Origin of the sequence: Rhodococcus sp. BS-15 (genome assembly GCF_000813105.1) — a bacterium.
Classification (GTDB): Bacteria; Actinomycetota; Actinomycetes; order Mycobacteriales; family Mycobacteriaceae; genus Rhodococcoides.
Map to the genome: position 1 here is coordinate 1 of NZ_BAOX01000091.1, position 16,158 is coordinate 16,158.

General features: G+C 65.3%; 15 protein-coding genes and 3 pseudogenes. 4 read left to right on the forward strand and 14 right to left on the reverse strand.

All coding sequences use genetic code 11. The annotated features are described in order from the left end of the window. Positions 1-30 precede the first annotated feature (30 nt). A complete protein-coding gene (locus tag RHBS_RS12735; protein ID WP_187298469.1) occupies positions 31-648 on the reverse strand; it encodes a TetR/AcrR family transcriptional regulator in 618 nt (205 codons plus the stop codon). Between the two features lie 85 nt (positions 649-733). Between RHBS_RS12735 and RHBS_RS12740 the strand changes: the two genes are divergently transcribed. Further along, positions 734-2,086 carry a cytochrome P450 gene (locus RHBS_RS12740; RefSeq protein WP_128645714.1) on the forward strand — a complete coding sequence of 451 codons (1,353 nt, stop codon included), beginning with the start codon at positions 734-736 and terminating at the stop codon, positions 2,084-2,086. Positions 2,087-2,088: 2 nt separating this feature from the next. On the opposite strand, the gene RHBS_RS12745 is transcribed toward RHBS_RS12740, so the two are convergent. The 6 genes from RHBS_RS12745 to RHBS_RS31505 all read right to left on the reverse strand — a co-directional run bounded on the left by RHBS_RS12745 (position 2,089) and on the right by RHBS_RS31505 (position 6,248). Further along, positions 2,089-2,952: an alpha/beta fold hydrolase gene (locus RHBS_RS12745; protein WP_128645715.1), complete on the reverse strand. Its 864-nt coding sequence runs from the start codon at positions 2,950-2,952 to the stop codon at positions 2,089-2,091. Positions 2,953-2,999: 47 nt separating this feature from the next. After that, the gene (locus tag RHBS_RS12750; protein WP_128645716.1) at positions 3,000-3,296 is read right to left on the reverse strand and encodes an antibiotic biosynthesis monooxygenase; all 297 of its coding nucleotides are present in this window, start codon (positions 3,294-3,296) and stop codon (positions 3,000-3,002) included. Between the two features lie 51 nt (positions 3,297-3,347). Next, positions 3,348-3,998: a response regulator transcription factor gene (locus tag RHBS_RS12755; protein WP_128645717.1), complete on the reverse strand. Its 651-nt coding sequence runs from the start codon at positions 3,996-3,998 to the stop codon at positions 3,348-3,350. Beyond that, on the reverse strand, positions 3,992-5,071 hold the full coding sequence (locus RHBS_RS12760; protein ID WP_128645718.1) for a sensor histidine kinase: 1,080 nt from the start codon (positions 5,069-5,071) through the stop codon (positions 3,992-3,994). Before RHBS_RS12760 ends, RHBS_RS12755 begins: the two co-directional genes overlap by 7 nt. A gap of 239 nt (positions 5,072-5,310) precedes the next feature. After that, positions 5,311-5,817 (reverse strand): UbiA family prenyltransferase, encoded by a 507-nt coding sequence (locus RHBS_RS31500; protein ID WP_236745378.1) that lies wholly within the window; start codon positions 5,815-5,817, stop codon positions 5,311-5,313. After that, positions 5,772-6,248, reverse strand: coding sequence for a UbiA family prenyltransferase (locus RHBS_RS31505; protein ID WP_187298470.1), 477 nt, complete (start codon positions 6,246-6,248; stop codon positions 5,772-5,774). The genes RHBS_RS31500 and RHBS_RS31505 overlap by 46 nt, the downstream gene beginning before the upstream one ends. A 223-nt stretch (positions 6,249-6,471) precedes the next feature. Here RHBS_RS31505 and RHBS_RS28975 point away from each other — a divergent pair, with 223 nt between their 5' ends. The 3 genes and pseudogenes from RHBS_RS28975 to RHBS_RS32215 all read left to right on the forward strand — a co-directional run. Beyond that, entirely contained in the window at positions 6,472-6,636 is a 165-nt protein-coding gene (locus RHBS_RS28975; RefSeq protein ID WP_187298471.1) for a hypothetical protein, read from the forward strand. A gap of 97 nt (positions 6,637-6,733) precedes the next feature. Next, the gene (locus RHBS_RS12775; protein WP_187298472.1) at positions 6,734-10,093 is read left to right on the forward strand and encodes a non-ribosomal peptide synthetase; all 3,360 of its coding nucleotides are present in this window, start codon (positions 6,734-6,736) and stop codon (positions 10,091-10,093) included. Positions 10,094-10,161: 68 nt separating this feature from the next. Next, positions 10,162-10,233 (forward strand): annotated as a pseudogene (locus RHBS_RS32215) (hypothetical protein); the annotation flags it as partial. A 29-nt stretch (positions 10,234-10,262) separates the two neighbouring features. Here RHBS_RS32215 and RHBS_RS12785 read toward each other — a convergent pair. The 7 genes and pseudogenes from RHBS_RS12785 to RHBS_RS12815 form a co-directional block, all read right to left on the reverse strand. Beyond that, positions 10,263-11,018: pseudogene (locus RHBS_RS12785) on the reverse strand (lyase family protein); the annotation flags it as partial. Continuing rightward, entirely contained in the window at positions 11,015-12,214 is a 1,200-nt protein-coding gene (locus tag RHBS_RS12790) for an argininosuccinate synthase (protein ID WP_128645723.1), read from the reverse strand. The pseudogene RHBS_RS12785 and the gene RHBS_RS12790, both read right to left, overlap by 4 nt. A 51-nt stretch (positions 12,215-12,265) precedes the next feature. Beyond that, positions 12,266-12,781 (reverse strand): arginine repressor, encoded by a 516-nt coding sequence (locus tag RHBS_RS12795; RefSeq protein ID WP_037192611.1) that lies wholly within the window; start codon positions 12,779-12,781, stop codon positions 12,266-12,268. Beyond that, complete coding sequence (argF, locus tag RHBS_RS12800) at positions 12,778-13,713, reverse strand: ornithine carbamoyltransferase (protein WP_128645724.1); 936 nt, start codon at positions 13,711-13,713, stop codon at positions 12,778-12,780. Before argF ends, RHBS_RS12795 begins: the two co-directional genes overlap by 4 nt. Further along, entirely contained in the window at positions 13,710-14,915 is a 1,206-nt protein-coding gene (locus RHBS_RS12805) for an acetylornithine transaminase (protein ID WP_128645725.1), read from the reverse strand. Before RHBS_RS12805 ends, argF begins: the two co-directional genes overlap by 4 nt. Next, positions 14,912-15,825, reverse strand: a pseudogene (gene argB, locus RHBS_RS12810) (acetylglutamate kinase). Before argB ends, RHBS_RS12805 begins: the two are co-directional and overlap by 4 nt. Then, on the reverse strand, positions 15,822-16,158 hold a 337-nt coding region (locus tag RHBS_RS12815; RefSeq protein WP_187298473.1), incomplete at its 5' end, for a bifunctional ornithine acetyltransferase/N-acetylglutamate synthase. The pseudogene argB and the gene RHBS_RS12815, both read right to left, overlap by 4 nt.

Consider the following 16,158-nt stretch of genomic DNA (forward strand, 5'->3'; position numbering starts at 1 on the left):
GCACTTATTCGCACCACTGCCGAAGGCACCTCAGCGGTGTGCTGTCGCGACGAAGTGGCGGGCGGCGGCGTCGACGATATCTGCTGGGGTGACGTCGATTTCGTCGTTCAACCACGCGATGACCAGTTCGGCGAGGCCGCCGATGAACAGCAGACCGTTGATTTCGGATTGTGGTTGCGGCCAGGCCTGTTCGCCGAACAGTTCGCGTGACTGCTCGGCTACCAGATGGGCGAACGCGCGCATGGACTTTCGTCGATAGTCCCGCAGTGAGTCGACGGCCAGTGACTCGATCATCGCGACGCGGCCCTTGCGTCGGTCGTCGGTGAGCACGCCGACGAACGCGCCGATGGCGTTGCGCACCTGTTCCTCGACGGTGGGCGCCGGGGAGTGCAGCGCGTCCAGAGCAGCGGCCCGGATCTCGTCGGATACCGACTCCACCACCTTCTCGAGCAAGTCCTCTTTGCTGGAGAAGTTCTGATAGAGGTAGCGCTCGGTCAGCTTGGCCTCCGCGCAGATCGCGGTCATGGTCGTGTTCTGGGCACCGGCCGTCGAGAACACCTCGAGTCCGGCTTCGAGCAGCCGCGCGCGACGGTCGGCGGTGCGATCGTCGGCACTCATGCCGTTGTAGCGGCGCGTCGGGGAAGCCATGGATAGATCTTGACAGAGGAAGCAGGTGTGACGCAGACTACATCCCATCTGACAGGGCACTCTGTCAGATTGACGGAGGTAGACGATGGCACGTGCTCTGGCTGCTCCACCTGCTGATTCAACGCTCCAACCGGTATACGGCGATGGCGGCATGCCCGTCGTGGGGCACACCCTCGAGTACATCCGAGATCCGCTGAAACTGCTCGGGAGTCGGTGGGAAAAATTCGGCGAGGTGTCGTGGCTGACGATGGCCGGGCAGAAGTGGATCACCGTTCTCGGTCCGGACGCATGCCAAGAGGTGTTGCAGAACGCAGACAAGGCGTTCGCAAACGGTGACGGCTGGTCGCTGCTGATCGGCCCGTTCTTCCACGGTGGTTTGATGCTGCTCGACTCCGACGAGCATCTGAAGCATCGACGAATCATGCAGCAGGCCTTCACGAGAGACCGACTCACCAAATCCGTCGAGGCGTTGAATCCAGTCACCGCAACCGGTTTGGACGCGTGGCAGGGCGGGCGCGACGTCCAGGTCTACCCGGCGCTCAAGGCGTTGACCCTGGAGGTGGCCACCAGCATCTTCATGGGCGGTGCCGAGGGCAGCACCGAAGCCGAGATAGCCGAGCTCAACTCGAGTTTCGTGGCGTGCGTTCAGGCCGCGACGTCGATCGTGCGCTACCGAGTGCCGGGAACGCGGTGGAAGCGTGGCCTCGATGGCCGCGCCATGCTCGAACAGTTCTTCCGGCGCTACCTACCAGCGCGGCGGGCCAACGAGACCGACGACCTGTTCTCGGTTCTGTGCCACATCGAGGGGAACGACGGCGAGCGTTTCTCCGACGACGAAGTGATCGACCACATGATCTTCCTGCTGATGGCCGCGCACGACACGTCGACGATCACGCTGTCGACGATGATGCAGTACCTCGGGCAGCATCCGGAGTGGCAGGACAAGTGCCGCGCGGAATCGGAGTCACTGGGAACCGATGCGCCGACGCTCGCGCAACTCGACGAACTGCACAGTGTCGACCTGGTGATGAAGGAATGCCTGCGGTTGGTCTCGCCCACTCCGGTGGTGGCGCGACGCGCTGTCAAGGACACCGAGGTGCAGGGAAAGTTCGTACCCGCGGGGACGTACGCGTCGGTCGCGCCGCACTTCACGCACCACATGGAGCAGTACTGGCCCGACCCCGAGAAGTTCGACCCCGGCCGGTTCGCCGACGACCGCCGGGAGGACAAGGTGCACCGCTACGCGTGGGAGCCGTTCGGCGGAGGCGTGCACAAGTGCATCGGCATGTTCTTCGCAGGTGCGGAGATCAAGACGATCATGCATCATCTGCTGCTGCGGTTCGACTGGTCGGTCGACCCCGATTACGTTGCGCCGCTGAACTTCACGTCGCTGCCCTTCCCGGAGGACGGGCAGCCCGTGCAGCTACGGAAGCGGTAGGTCTATCCGGCGCGGTCGGTGAGCCACCCGATGATGTTCGCGGTGATCTCGTCCCGGTTGGTCTCGTTGAGGATTTCGTGGCGCGCGCCGGGGTAGAGGGTGACGGTCACGTCGCTCATCCCGGCCTCGCGGTACCGGGCAGCGAGGGTCTCGATCAACTGTCCGCCGCCGGCGAGCGGGTCGTCGGTTCCCGAGGTGATGAGCAGTGGTAGGTCGGAGCGGATCTGCTGGAGATTGTGCGGGTCGGCCAGCTTGTCGGCCTCACCGAACAACGCGGGGACCGTCGACTCGGGGAGGTCGAATCCGCACAGAGGATCGGCGACGTACGCGTCCACTTCCGCCTCGTCGCGGGTGAGCCATTCGTATCCGGTGCGATGCTCGAAGGCGGCGTTGAACACGCTCAGATCGCCCGCGGGGGCGTCGGCCATCCCGGCCGCGAGGATGTTCAGCGTCGTCGATCCCGACAGCACCACGCCCTCGTACAAGTCGGATCGTTCGATCAGAACATGTTGCGCGGCAAACGAACCCATCGAGTGCGCGAACAAGAACAGGGGCAGGTCCGGGTACTCGCCCAGTAACGATTCGCCCAACTGCTCGATGTCGGCCCACAGACCCGCGAACGCTGCCGCACCGAAATCACCGGGGGTGTCGACGATCGACTGGCCGTGACCACGATGATCGGACGCGACGACGTGAAATCCGGCGTCGTTCAGGGCAGCGGCGAACCGGGCGTAGCGGCTGCCGTGTTCGGCGAGTCCGTGCGCGATCTGCACGACGCCGCGAGCCGGATCGGCAGACGTGGCCCAGGTGTACGTGCTGATCTCGATGTCGTCCTGCTTGGATACGAACGACGAAGCATTGGCCACGGGTGACTCCTCGAGACGGCGATGGGGACGAAACTCGAACTTATCTCCTATGCGCTGAGCCTCGGAGCGAAATGCTCGACGACGGGGAAGGGTTCGTAGAAGTGATGCAGCAGCGTCTTCCACTCCTGGTACTCGTCGGACTGCCTGAAGCCCTCGGTGTGGTCTTCGAGGCGTTCCCACTCCACCAGCAGCAGATACGTATTCGGCTGCTCGATGCCCCGCGAGAGGGTCAGGTTCACGAACCCCGGCATCGAGGAGATGATCGATTTCGCGTCGGCGAAGGCGGCTTCGAACTCGTCGGTTCGGTGAGGAATGACATGCAGGAGGGCGTGTTCGACGATCATCGGGACAGTATGCGAGGCGCAGCCCGGCGCCGGTTCGGCAGGCCCGAAGCCCTAGACGCCAGGAATTCCGAACGCCGTGGCCTTACGGACGCAATCCACCCGTGACACAGCACCGAGCTTGGCATAGATATTGGTCAGGTGGCGCTTCACCGTGGATTCCGTGATTCCGAGTTCTCGCCCGATCTGCCAGTTCGAACGCGCCTGGGCGAGCAGGTGCAGAACTTCGAGTTCTCTGGGCGACAACAGGTTCGGCGTTCCCGGCGTCTCGGAGTCGAGCGCCGAGCTGATCGAATCGCGAGACGTGGACAGCAGAATGTTGTCCGGACTGCGCTGGACGGAGTGCAGCCCGGCGATCAGTTGATCTCGCGCGACGGTTTTGGACAGAAATGCCGATGCCCCGGCATCGAGCAGGCTGCGCAACAGTTCGGCATCCTGATGCATCGACAGGACGACGATGGAGACGGTCGGTGCTGCGGCGCGAATCGCCGTCACCACCGCGTGTGCTCCTGGGCCCGGCATTTCGATGTCGACCACCGCGATATCCGGAACGTCTCGAGTAATCACCTCGATGGCGGTCGTTCCGTCCGGGCACTGCGCGACCACCGTGAACGCAGGGTCGGTCTCGATCAGCGCTGCGAGACCGTCGCGGAAGAGTGTGTGGTCGTCGGCGAGGATCACACGGATGGCGTGGCCGGTCACCATCGGTTCCTTCCGAGCGACTCGGCGGTGCGGTCGAGCAACGGCAGCTGAACCTCGACCGTGGTGCCGCACCCCGGATCGGCTGTGATCACGGCGCGCCCACCGAGCAACTCGGCGCGTTCGCGAATGGACGCCAGCCCACCCACGATCTTGATCGCCGTGACGGCTCCGACGTCGAAGCCGCACCCGTTGTCGCGGACGACGGCGCGCAGTCTGTCCTGCTGGGTGGCGAGTTCGACGGTGATCGTGTCGGGCTTCCCATGGACGACGGCGTTGCGGATCGCTTCTCGCAGCAGCAGGTAGAGCTCCTGGGCAACTTCGTCCGCCAGACCCGGTTCGTCCCCGTCCACCGTCACTTCGGAGACCGTTCCCTCGGGGACGGTCGATTCCAGGTAGGACGCCAACGACTGGCTCAGCGATTCGCCGCCCAACCGAACCCACAGGTCCGCCGACACCTGCCGAGTACTGTCGAAGCTCGACTTGATCGACTCGCGTGCGGTCGCGAGATGGGCTTGGGCTCGAACGGAATCGCGCGAGCGGTAGTGGTCGTAGAGGTCGAGTTGTTGGAGTGCAGCACCCATTCCGTGAGCGATACGGTCGTGTAGGTCGCGAGCGATCCGGCTACGTTCGTCCTGCTGCGAGGACAGAAGCTTCGTCAAGAGATAGTTGACGTACGGGATCGATCCGACCGCCAACCGTTCCTGGATCTCGCGTTGCAGAGCGGTTCCCAAGGCCACGACGGTATCGGTCGCGGTCGGTGGGTCGAATGCTTCGACGAGTACGGGAAACAGGGCTTCGAACATCAAGGTGGCCGCTGCCAGCGACTGGGTCGGGTGAATACCGGATTTCGCGCGCTGCTCACCGATGGCCTCGCTCGGATCGGGCGCGGGCAGCGTCGATGTCGGTGTCCCGAAGGCGGCGAACGCTGTTGCGACGACGCGCACGACGGCCTCGGCCTGACGCGTCAGCTGCAATTGCAACGATCGGTCGGTGAGTACCGGGCTTCCCGAACCGTCGAGAAGGGTGGTGTATGCCGCGACCGCTCGATCGACGAGTCGATTCGGCTCGACACTCACTTCGTTCGCCCCCGCCCTGGAGAACCGGACGGATCAGGCCCTGGAAAGCCTGATTCGCGACGCCGATCCCGATCGCGTCATATTAGCGGAACAAACAGCGCATTTGGTACCGAGGACACGGATACCCGCACGTCGAGGCGCTTCCGTTCGGAACTTCGCCCGAAGTGGTTCACCTGCTGTTCACCGGTGGTTCGCTGCGTGGTCGGGTCGGACCTCGATTCGCGGCGACCGGGTGTCGATCACAGCAACATGCACAGCGCGCCCGTGTGCGCACCGTATTGCGAGTACATGAAGGCGTGGTACGGGGTACGCGGATGCCATCGACGCGATCGTCCGGCGACCGCGCATGCGCCTATCGCCGCTACTCCACAGCCCAAGGCGAGGGCGGGGACGAGGAGACGTTCTTCCACCGTGAACGCCGAGACGACGAAGCCGACGGCGATGATCCCGGCCAGCGAAGCGACGATCAGACAGGTACCGCGTTCGCTCCACATCGCCAGCGTCGACCGTCCGGCGGCGCGGTCGCCCTCGACGTCGGACAGGTCCTTGGCCAGACCTCCGACTCCCATCCACGCGGACATGGCGACAGCGAACACGGCCACGGCCGGCGAGATCCCGATGCCGGCCGCACAGGCTCCGGCAGTGTAGGTGGCAAGTCCGCCTCCGATCACCGAGACCTGGACTCCCCACACACTGTTCTTCAACGGCGCGGGCCCGGCGGAGTACAGAAAGCCGAGGGCGACCATGACGAGCGCCGACACCAGGACAGATCGGCCGGCGACGCGCACAGAATCACACCCGCGCACGCAAGAACGGGGACGAGCTGGCGAGCAAGTCCCGCATCGAGTGTTCCCTGCGCAAGTGGCCGCGTGGAACCGTTCAACCGATCCTCGACGCGGTCGGCAAGACCGTTGAGCAGATAGATCGACCACGTGATGCACAGCCAACCCGCACAGCACAGTGCGACGGCCGTCCACCGGGGAACAGCTCCGGAGTCGAGCGAAGCCACGGCGACAACCGCGATAATCCGAAGCTGGAAGATGATCTGCACCGCGGGGCGAGCTTCGGACCAGGCGGAGCGGATCGACGACCGCAGCGGCCGATCGGGCGCACCGGTAGCGACAACGTGACTCGGCGATGCAGTGCTGGGACCGACTGTTCCACTAGCGGTGGCCATGCGTCGATCGTCTACGGCCGGGCGACGCACGTCTATGGCCCGAGGGTCGTAGTCCACTACGACCTTGGTCGTAGTGGAGGGTGCACCTTCGCGGCGACCCCATTGGCTTTCGGTGTTCTGCCACTTAGCTTTCGAGTTGTAACACCGCATTCGACGGAATCGGAACCCGGCGCACGAGAACGACAGTCGCCGACTCTCATCGGCCTACGAAGGTGGAATGCTCGTGAACACGGACTATGTCTGGTTGGCGCTCGGATGGATGGCTTTCATCGCCATCATCATCGTGGTGGTCGTCGTTGCACTGGTGGTCCTGGTACGCGGACGCCAGACGGCATCCCGCTCGGACGATCACCGCACGGTGCCGGCGAAGAACGACCCGGCGGAGTAGAACCCCGGACCCGATCTGTACCCCGCATTGCACCGTCGGAGCCGATGCGCGTCGCGCCTTCGGGGATTCCGACGCCAGCCCATGGGAGATCTGCGAGATGAATCGATTGACCGCCGCTCAGTCGGCGATGCTGTTCGACCAGATCGCCGAACCCACGGATGTGGGGAACAACGTCGTGGCGTCGGTGATCGTTGCGAGTGCGGCATCGGCGGCCGTGCACCGATCGGCGTGGGAGGACGCACTGCGACGCCACCCGGTACTGACGAGCCGAATTGTGGCTCACGACAGCGGGTTCCGATTCCAGACGGCCGACGGGTCGATGTCGGTCGACGTTGCTCGGGTGCCCGATGTGCGTGACCGGAGCGTGCGAGAGGACCTCGCGCTTCGTGCGATGCAACCGTTCGACCTGTTCGCCGGCCCCCTCGTCCGCGCGGCGGTCCGTTGTGACGGGCACCGTGCCGTGGTGTCGCTGGTGGTCCATCACATCTTGATCGACGTCGCTAGCGCACCACTGATTCTCAACGAATACTTCGCGAACCTGCGAGCGCTCGAATTCGGCGAACCGGGAACGACGATCGATCCAGGAGCGAACTTCGAGCAGTTCGTCGATGCCGAGCAGGCCTACCTGCGATCCGCCGACGCGGAAGCAGACCGAGCGTATTGGCGTGCTGCAGTCGAGGGCTACTCGAACGATCCGCTGGCCGATCTGCCGACCTCGACCGACCCCGCTCACGACCCTCTCGAACCGTTCGTGCGGTTCGAGGCCGAGCCCGACGTCGCCGACGCTCTTCGCGCACATGCGAAGTCCGCCGCTGTGTCGCCGGCCGCACTGTTCCTCGCAGCCTTCCAGCGCGCTCTCGCCGCCGTCTCGACCTCCAGCGCCGCCGACATCGCTGTCGGAATGCCGGTGCTGCAGCGCGACGAACGACATCTGACGACGCTGGGCAGCTTCACCCAACTCGCAGTGGCGCGTTCGCGTGTGGGACTCTCGTTCGACGACGACCTTCGGGAAGCAGGCGCGGCCATTGCGGGTGCCAGGCGCCACGGACGTCTTCCGCTCTCGGAGTACGCACAGTACGCCGACGAACCGGCACACCTGACTCGCACCACCTTTCTCTACGAGCCGTCACATCTGGCGTTCGGCACTGCCTTCGTTCTCGGCGATCGATGGGAATTCGATCTGTCGGGTTATCGGGCGAACCCGTATCCGGTGCCCTCTCAGACCGGCCAGTTCGATCTGAGATTCCAGGTCGGACTGGTACACGGAAGATATGTCTGTGCAGTGCATTTCGGACCGCGGCATCACCGTGCCGCAGTGCTGATCGCCGAACACATCCGAGACGATCTTCAGCGCATATCGGGACCGGAGTCCATCGCTTTCGTCGAACCGGGTCGCTTCGGTTCGGGTTGGGTGCATCCGGCCGATCGCGAGCCTGCCCCGCCACCTGCCGATGTGATCGCACGAATCGGAGACATCGCGCGTTCGCACCCCAACCGTTCCGCAGTGTCGTCCGGTTCGGACCGGCTGAATTACGCAGACCTGTGGCATTCGGCGAGTCGGGTGGCCCGTCTGTTGAGCGGTCGACGGGGCGAGCTCGTGGCCGTGTCGATGCCGAAAGAGCCCGACGCCGTGGCCGCAATGCTCGGGGTGATGTTGTCCGGCAACGCTTTCGTCGTCGTCGATCCGACGTATCCCGAGCAGCGCCGTGCCATCATGCTCGCCGGCATCGACGTGGTCGTCGTCGCTACCGGTACGAGGGGCGCGATTCCCGAGACGTTCGCAGGGGCCGTCATCGAACACGGCGGTGCGGTCGGGAGTCCCACGGCCGGTGCACTTCCGATACCCGACCGCACACCTCCGACGCGTGCTGCATACGCCGTTCACACCTCGGGATCGACCGGACGGCCGAAAAGGGTGCTCGTCGGGCGCACCGCTCTGGCGTACTCCACGGCTGCCCGCGATGTCGTGTACGACGAAGAGCCGCAACGCTTTCTGCACCTGTCGTCGCTGTCGTTCGACAGTGCATACGCCGGTCTGTTCTGGACGTTGGTGCGGGGCGGTGAGCTGTTGCTCGTCGACACCGGGGAACCGCGCTCGACCGCAGAACTGGCCGATATCGTCGCCCATCGGGGTGTCACCCACGTACTTGCCATCCCGTCGCTGTACGAGGCACTGCTCGACGAGTCCGCGAGCCTGTTCTCGCTGCGACAGGTGATCGTCGCGGGCGAGGAGTGCACCGAGGCTCTGGTCGATCGACACCATGCGAGACTTCCCGGTGCCACACTGACCAACGAGTACGGCCCGTCCGAAAGTGCGATCTGGTCGACCGCCGATCACGTCGCGGCGAGTGAGCCGGTCACGATCGGGCGAGCAGTCCCCGGTATCGGTACTCGCGTGGTCGACGAGTCCGGTCGCCCGGTCCCGGCAGGCACGCCAGGAGAACTTCACCTGACCGGCACACTGGCGTACGGATACGACGGCGACCCGCGCGCAACGGCCGACAAGTTTCGGCCCGATCCGTGGGGGACCGGCGGACGGCGGGTGTACGCAACCGGGGATCGAGTGCGGATCGGATCCGACGGTCGGCTGTTGTTCGACGGCCGAGTCGACGAGCAATTCAAGATCTCCGGGTTTCGTATCGAACCGCGCGAGGTCGAAGCGGTGGTGCGTCGGATCACCGGGCATCAGTGCGTCGCAGGTGTCGCGACGGGGCCTGGTGGACGCCGCGACCTCGTCATCGCCGTCGACGATGCCGTGTTCGCAGACATGGATGTCGAAGCGATGCTCTCGCGCATTCGCGAGGAGGTGCCTGCACATCTCGCTCCGCGCGCTGTGCGGGTCGTCGAGTCCATCCCGCGCAATGTCAACGGCAAGGTGGACAGGCGTGCGGTCGCGGCATTGTTGTCCGAGGTCGCGGTCCCGACGACCGAGCGCGATGCGGCCGATGTGCCCTCGACCGACACCGACGGCCTACTCCTGGATGCGGTTCGGCATGCGTTGTCGCGAGAGGTCGACGCGAGTCGAACGTTCGTCGAGCACGGCGGTGACTCGATCGCCGCTATGCGGGTCGTGGGATTTCTGCACCGACGGGGTGTGCAGCTGTCACCTCGCCGACTTCTGGCACCGGTAACGCTATGCGAACTGTCGCTCGTCGCCGGACAGGAGGTGGTTCCCTCGGTCCGGCCCACCGGCGATCGGACGGATGCGCTCGCCACCAGCCGTGCTCAACGAGCGATGCTGCTGCAGACCGCGCAGGCGTCGTCCCCGGGGGTCTACGTCGAGCAGTTGGTGCTCGAACTGTCGGGTGATGTCGACGTGGTCCGCTCGCCGCCGCGTGGCGAGCCGTGTTCGACGCCTTCCCTGTCCTCGGTGCGCACGCCACTGCGGCCCCGTACCTCACTCTCGACACCGGACGAGCAGGCACCGTTCCGATCGACGTCCGCCACGAGGTCGTGAATTGGACCGACGTGCTGACCGAAGATCGTGTGCGCGGCTTCACCCTGCCGGTCGACCCGCTCTCGCGGGTGCTGATTGCGCCTCACGCGGAAGGTGTGCGGGTCCTGTGGACTCATCACCACGCAATCGCCGACGGTTGGTCCCTTCCGGTGATAGTCGGCGGCCTCGCGGCCGCGTACCGCTCGGGCGACGTCGGCGAGAGGCAAGCCGGATTCGAGTTCTCGGCGGACGAGTCGAACCCGAGCTCCGCTGCGATCTTCTCCGGACTCAGACCCAGCGACGAACCGGCGAGAGCACCGGAACCATACGGCGACACCGCTGCTCGCGTGTCGAAGTCCGCGAAGCGCTGCACATCGCGCAGCAGCGGATGGGTGTGCGCGAGCAGATGATGCGCCAGCAACACCGGCTGCGCGGCCTGCGAATGCGTCTTGCCCGGCATGACGGCCGTCGGATGCGCCGCTGCCTGTGTGGCCAACGCGTCGACCACATCGAGAACGCCGACCGACACCCGGCGGATGGCGTCGCGCAACCACATGCGGAACAGCGTGGCCACCTGGTCGTTGCGCGACCGGCCCGCACGCAGTCGGCCACCGACCTCGGGTCCGACGCGATCGATCAGACCGCGTTCGAGAGCGCCGTGCACGTCCTCGTCAGATTCGGCTGCGACGAACTCGCCCGAGGCGACATCGTCGGCGAGGCGCTGCAAACCGTCGAGCATGGTCTCGAGGTCCTGCGGGGTGAGCAGTCCGGCACCGTTCAGCACACGAGCGTGCGCCATGGATGCGCGGATGTCGTAGGGCGCGAGAACCCAGTCGAAGTGCGTCGACTTGCTCAGCGCTGCCATGGCGGCGGCCGGCCCGGATGCGAATCTGCCGCCCCAGAGCGAACCTTCGTTGGTTCCGTGCGAGGTCTCCGAATTCGTCACAGGCCCAGATCCCGCTTCGCGGCGATCTTCGACGAGAGTCCGTGCAGCTGAACGAATCCCTTGGCCGCGGACTGGTCGAACGTGTCGCCCTCGTCGTAGGTGGCGAGATTGAAGTCGTAGAGCGACTCGCCACTGCGGCGTCCATTGACGATGATACCGCCCGCGTGCAGAACCAGGCGAATGTCGCCGGAGACGTGCTCCTGCGTGTGCTGCACGAACGTGTCGAGAGCGCCCTTGAGCGGGGAATACCACAGGCCGTCGTACACCAGCTCCGCCCACTTCTGGTCGGTGTGGCGCTTGTAGCGACCGAGTTCGCGCTCGAGTGTCACGTGCTCGAGCTCCTCGTGGGCGCGGATGAGCACCATCGCACCGGGCGCCTCGTAGATCTCGCGACTCTTGATGCCGACGAGCCGATCCTCGACCACGTCCAAGCGGCCGACACCCTGCGCACCCGCACGAGTGTTGAGCTCCTGAATCGCTTCGAGTACCGAGACTGGCCGGCCGTCGATCGCGACGGGACGACCCTTGTCGAACGAGACGACGATCTCGTCGGGAGCCTGGAAGTTGACCGTCGGATCCTCGGTGTAGTCGTAGACATCCTTGGTCGGCGCATTCCACAGGTCCTCGAGGAAACCGGTCTCCACCGCGCGCCCCCAGACGTTCTGGTCGATCGAGAACGGCGACTTGGTGGTCACGTTGATCGGGATGTCGTTCTCCTCGGCGAACTTGATCGCCTTCTCGCGCGTCCACGCGTAATCGCGAACCGGAGCCAACACCTCGAGCTCGGGGGCGAGGGTGTTGAAGCCGACCTCGAACCGAACCTGATCGTTGCCCTTGCCCGTGCATCCATGTGCGACAACGGTTCCGCCGTGCGCCCGCGCGTTCTCCACGAGGTGCTTGACGATCAACGGACGGCTGATGGCCGACACGAGCGGATACCGATCCATGTACAGCGCGTTGGACTGCACCGTCGGCAAGCAGTACTCGTCGGCGAACTCGTCCCTGGCATCGACGACGACGGATTCGACTGCGCCGCAATCGAGTGCGCGCTGACGCACGACGTCCATGTCCTCGCCGCCCTGCCCTAGATCGATGGCGACGGCGACGACCTCCTTGCCGGTCTCCCTCCCGATCCAGCTGATGGCGACGGAGGTGTCGAGTCCGCCGGAGTAGGCGAGGATGACGCGTTCGGCCATGGTGTTCAAGCTCCTTCGTTGTTCTTGTTGCGCATGATGGGTAACCGGATCTCAGTTACCGCGTCGAGCAAGCTTTTCGATCTTGTCTGCAACCTCGCCACCGGTATGTGGCTCGCGGGCGATCAACAGAATCGTGTCGTCACCGGCGATGGTCCCGACGATCTCGGGCATCGCAGCGCGATCCAGAGCGCTGGCCAGGTAGTGCGCCGCGCCGGGTGGGGTCCTGAGGACGGCCTGGTTACCGCTGTGATCGGTTGACACCAGCAACTCCCCCAGCAACTTGAGGAGACGGTCGGTGCCGCCGGACACTCCGCGGACCGGGCTGCCGTCCTCGGGCACGACGTACACCCCCACTCCACCGTCGGGTGCGCGCAGTTTCACCGCACCCAATTCCTCGAGATCCCGCGAGAGCGTGGCCTGGGTGGTGTCGATCCCCTCGGCCGCGAGCAACGACGCCAGCTGCGGTTGACTGCGCACCTGATGCGTGGCCAGCAACGCGATGATCCGTGCCTGCCTGCCCGCGCGGGTCGACGCGGTCAACGGCACCGCAGTGACGTCCTCGCTCATGGTCGTCGGGCCTGCTCGAGGAGCCACACCAGCAGCGCCTTCTGCGCGTGCAGGCGGTTCTCGGCCTCGTCCCAGACCACGCTCTGGGGACCGTCGAGCACCTCGTCGGTGATCTCCTCGCCGCGATGTGCGGGGAGGCAGTGCAGCACAACGGCGTCCGACTGGGCTTTCGAGAGCAGATCGGAATCGATGCGATACGGCCGGAACGGAGCGACGCGATCGAGACCGTCGTTCTCCTGGCCCATCGACGTCCAGGTGTCGGTGACGAGCGCATCGGCACCGCTCGCCGCCTCGACCGGGTCCTCGGTGATGGTGATGGTGGCCCCGGTCTCCTCGGCGCGCGCATGCGCCGCGTCGAGAACGTAGCCGAGCGGAGCGAAATCCTTGGGCGCGGCGATCCGCACGTTCAGCCCGGCCGTCACTCCGCCGATGAGCAGCGAGTGCGCCATGTTGTTGGCACCGTCACCGAAGTAGGCCAAGGTGCGGCCCTGCAGATTTCCCTTGTGCTCGATCAGGGTCTGCAGATCCGCCAGAACCTGGCAGGGGTGGAACTCGTTGGAGAGCGCGTTGACGATCGGAATCGTTGCGCCGGTGGCCATCTGCTCGAGCCGCTTCTGCCCGAACGTGCGCCACACGACCGCCTCGACATAGCGCGAGAGAACCCGCCCCGTGTCCTGCAGCGTCTCCTCGCGACCCAGCTGGGTGTCGCGGCCTGTCACGACGACGGCATGACCACCCAACTGAGCGATGCCCATCTCGAACGAGAAGCGAGTACGCGTCGAGTTCTTCTCGAAGATGACACCGATCCCCTTGGGGCCCTCGAGCGGACGCTTCGAGAACGGTGCACGCTTGAGCTCTGCTGCCAGAGCAAGGATTTCGCCTTGCTGCTCAGGCGTGATGTCGTCGTCCCGGAGAAAGTGCTGAACGGTCATGGCTGATGAGCCTCCTGTGCTGCGTCGAGAATTGCCGGTAACGCCGTCACGAACGACGCGGCTTGCTCTTCGGTGATGATCAACGGTGGCGCGAGCCGGAGCACGTCGGGCTGTGCCGCGTTGAGGAGGAAGCCTGCCTCGCGCGCCGCCGCTTCGGCCGCCGGTGCGACGGCGGCGGTGAGGACAACGCCGAGGAGAAGACCCGAACCGCGCACATGGCTCACCAGAGGGTGATCGAGACCCTCGATGGAGTGCGCGATGGCCTTGCCGATGCTGTCCGCGTGCGAGATCAGATCCTCGTCGGCAATGGTGCGCAGGACGGCCAGAGCCGCCGCAGCGCATACGGGGTTACCACCGAACGTGGTGCCGTGCTTGCCCGGATGCAGCAACTCTCCTGCCGCACCGATGCCGATGCAGGCCCCGATGGGCAGGCCACCGCCCAGACCCTTGGCGAGCGTGATCACGTCGGGCACGATGCCGACCGACTGGTGGGCGTAGAACCATCCCGTTCGGCCGATACCGGTCTGCACCTCGTCCAGGACCAGCAGCGCACCGTGCTTCGCGGTGATCTCCCGCGCCGCAAGGAGGTATCCCTCGGGCGGAACCACCACACCGCCCTCGCCCATGATCGGTTCGAGAAACACTGCGGCGGTGTCGGAATCGACGACGGCTGCCAGCGCGGCGACATCGCCGTACGGAACATGGTGCACGCCTGCAGGCATCGGCTCGAACGGGATCCGCTTGTCCGGCTGACCGGTCAGCGCGAGAGCACCCATCGTCCGTCCGTGAAAGGACTTCTCGGCTGCCACGATGTTGGGGCGGCCGGTCAGGCGAGCGATCTTGAAGGCAGCCTCGTTGGCCTCGGTGCCCGAATTGCACAGGAACACCCGGCCGGTGGATCCGGCACCGAGGTGCGCGAGCAATTGCTCGGCCAGCGCGATACCGGGTTCTGTCGCATAGAGATTCGAGGTGTGACCCAGGGTGGACAGCTGAGTGGTGACCGCCTCGATCACCGCCGGATGGGCATGTCCGAGGATGTTCACGGCGATACCCGCGAGCAGGTCCAGATACTGCTTTCCGTCGGCGTCCGTCACCACCGCACCCTCACCGCGCACGAGCGCCACGCGCGGAACACCGTAGTTGTCCATCAACGAATTCGACCACCGCTGCTGCAGATCGAGGGTGGACTCGGTGCCGGTCATGGCGTGACTCCTGACGTAGAAGAGTGATCGGGGGTGACCATGGTGCCGATTCCCTCACCGGTGAACAGCTCCACCAGCACCGAATGTTCGACGCGACCGTCGATGACATGAGCCGACGGAACACCGGCTCGAACCGCCCGCAGGCAGGCTTCCATCTTCGGCACCATTCCGGCATCGAGCGAGGGCAGCAACGCCTCGAGCGTGGACGCGTCGATCTCGGAGGTCAACGAGTTGCGATCGGGCCAATCCGTGTACAGGCCTTCGACATCGGTGAGCACCACCATCTTCTCGGCGCCGATGGCACTGGCGAGCGCCGCTGCCGCAGTGTCGGCGTTGATGTTGTGGACGACGCCGTCGCGATCCGGAGCGATGGTGGACACCACCGGAATGCGCCCTGCTGCAATGAGATCGAAGACCGCTGCGGGGTTCACCGAGGTGACGTCGCCGACGAGGCCGATGTCGGTCTCGATGCCGTCGACCAGCACGGTGCGACGCGTCGCGGTGAACAGGTGCGCGTCCTCACCGGAGATTCCCACGGCGTAGGGACCGTGACCGTTGATCAAGCCGACGAGCTCGCGCCCGACCTGCCCGAACAGCACCATCCGCGCGACGTCCATGACCTCGGGCGTGGTGACGCGGAATCCGCCGCGGAATTCACCTGCCAGGCCGAGTCTGGTCAGCATGGCCGAGATCTGAGGCCCGCCGCCGTGAACGACGACCGGATGGATTCCGACGGTGCGTAGAAATACCATGTCGGCCGCGAACGCCCGCTTCAGATCGTCGTCGATCATGCGTTTCCGCCGTACTTCACGACGACGATCTTGCCCGAGAATCGCTGCAGCCAGGGCAGAGCTTCGGCGAGGGTGAAGGCTTTCTGCGCGGCCGTCAACTGCTGTGCGGCCGAGGTCATGACGAGTACGCCGAATTCTCTTCGACGTACGCGTGCGAGAGATCGGTGGTTCGAATGGTGGCCGACCCGGCGCCGAGACCGAGATCGATGGTCACCGCGATGTCGACGCCGGACAGATCGACTTCCCGAGCTCCCGGCGCTCCCACGCCGTCGATGCACACCGGATTGCCGTTGAAGGACACGGCGATTCGATCCGGATCGAGCTCGATCGGGGCGATACCGATTGCCGCGAGCACCCGACCCCAGTTGGGATCCGACCCGAACAGGGCCGTCTTGGTCAGCGAGTCCCTGGCGACCGCGCGCGCGCCGATCAGGCGTCGTCCTCGCTCATCA

What these genes read in the sequence shown, in the direction of transcription:
- RHBS_RS12795 (WP_037192611.1), bottom strand. Translation starts at nt 12,781, where the DNA reads ATGAGCGAGGACGTCACTGCGGTGCCGTTGACCGCGTCGACCCGCGCG.
- RHBS_RS12805 (WP_128645725.1), bottom strand. Translation starts at nt 14,915, where the DNA reads ATGACCGGCACCGAGTCCACCCTCGATCTGCAGCAGCGGTGGTCGAAT.
- RHBS_RS12740 (WP_128645714.1), top strand. Translation starts at nt 734, where the DNA reads ATGGCACGTGCTCTGGCTGCTCCACCTGCTGATTCAACGCTCCAACCG.
- RHBS_RS31500 (WP_236745378.1), bottom strand. Translation starts at nt 5,817, where the DNA reads ATGGTCGCCCTCGGCTTTCTGTACTCCGCCGGGCCCGCGCCGTTGAAG.
- RHBS_RS12735 (WP_187298469.1), bottom strand. Translation starts at nt 648, where the DNA reads ATGGCTTCCCCGACGCGCCGCTACAACGGCATGAGTGCCGACGATCGC.
- RHBS_RS12750 (WP_128645716.1), bottom strand. Translation starts at nt 3,296, where the DNA reads ATGATCGTCGAACACGCCCTCCTGCATGTCATTCCTCACCGAACCGAC.
- argF (WP_128645724.1), bottom strand. Translation starts at nt 13,713, where the DNA reads ATGACCGTTCAGCACTTTCTCCGGGACGACGACATCACGCCTGAGCAG.
- RHBS_RS12775 (WP_187298472.1), top strand. Translation starts at nt 6,734, where the DNA reads ATGAATCGATTGACCGCCGCTCAGTCGGCGATGCTGTTCGACCAGATC.
- RHBS_RS12790 (WP_128645723.1), bottom strand. Translation starts at nt 12,214, where the DNA reads ATGGCCGAACGCGTCATCCTCGCCTACTCCGGCGGACTCGACACCTCC.
- RHBS_RS12755 (WP_128645717.1), bottom strand. Translation starts at nt 3,998, where the DNA reads ATGGTGACCGGCCACGCCATCCGTGTGATCCTCGCCGACGACCACACA.
- RHBS_RS31505 (WP_187298470.1), bottom strand. Translation starts at nt 6,248, where the DNA reads ATGGCCACCGCTAGTGGAACAGTCGGTCCCAGCACTGCATCGCCGAGT.